Annotated in this window: 2 protein-coding genes; both read left to right on the top strand. The window is 54.3% G+C overall.

Annotation, left to right across the window (positions count from 1 at the left end):
• On the top strand, positions 1-244 hold a 244-nt coding region (locus C8029_RS22250; protein ID WP_226946230.1), incomplete at its 5' end, for a hypothetical protein.
• A 222-nt stretch (positions 245-466) separates the two neighbouring features.
• A partial coding sequence (locus tag C8029_RS04850) for a hypothetical protein (protein WP_193217592.1) occupies positions 467-1,002 on the top strand: 536 nt, incomplete at its 3' end.

Below are 1,002 nucleotides of genomic sequence, written 5' to 3'. Positions count from 1 at the left end.
GTCGAATAGCGCGCTTTCTGATGAACGTCATGATGGCCGCTGCCGGGCAACCATGGACAGTCATCAAGCTCGAACAGCGCGCGGCTTACATGGCCGCTTTAGAGACAGCGAGCGTGAGGGAAGATATTCGACCGTTTGCAGCTTTTCTGGCCGAGACAAGGGCAGCGCAATGACAAATAAATATGTTCTGGTCATGGGAAGCGCCAATGACGCCGAACGCCAGCCATTCAAGTTCTACATTTGAGCGAGTCCGACGATGAGAAACACTCATTCTGCAGCTACCGTTAAGACGCCAAGCCTGATCGACATCGCTGAGTTGCGCGTCTAGCTCATGCCAGTAACCCTAACCCCAATACGGCAGAAAGATTGTTGGTCGGGCTCCACTTGGACGATTGAGGACGAGGACCAGCTTGCTGAGCTCCTGGCCCGCGTCGCAATAGGTCAGTCGCGAACAGTGGAGCGCATATTGCGCGCCACAGGCGATTTGCCCGCGCGCTATCCCAAAGGCGGTTTCGAAGGTGCGCGAAAGCTTTTGACCGTCGGCACTGGCGACAAGACCTACCATCGGGATGGTTGGTTTTTTCAGGTCATTGCGTGGATCGCCGCTCACCGTTTCGACGATGAGGCTCTCATACGGGCTCCACAGATGATTAAAGCGGACAAAGGGTTGGATGGCCTCATTATTGAGTTCGACAGCGACGGCATTGCCCATGTTGTCATCTGCGAAGAGAAGGCGACCAAGAACCCTCGGAACCAAGTTAAATCAAAGGTCTGGCCGGAGTTTGAGCAGTTTGAAACAGGCGGACGAGACAACGAACTCATTGCGTCGGTAACTTCGCTACTTGAGGTATCCAGAGACCCAGACCCCGACGGGACTGTTGCCGATATTCTATGGAATGAAAAACGGGCATACCGCGTGGCGGTGACCGTTGGTGGCAAATATGCATCGGCAAAGGGACGCAAGGGCTTGTTCAAAGGGTATGAGAAGTCTGTACTGGGTGA

It is taken from the genome of Roseobacter sp. TSBP12 (genome assembly GCF_009129705.1).
Lineage (GTDB): Bacteria > Pseudomonadota > Alphaproteobacteria > Rhodobacterales > Rhodobacteraceae > Celeribacter > Celeribacter baekdonensis_A.
The sequence above is the reverse complement of the archived record's forward strand: the minus strand, read 5'-3'. Positions and strand labels throughout refer to the sequence as shown.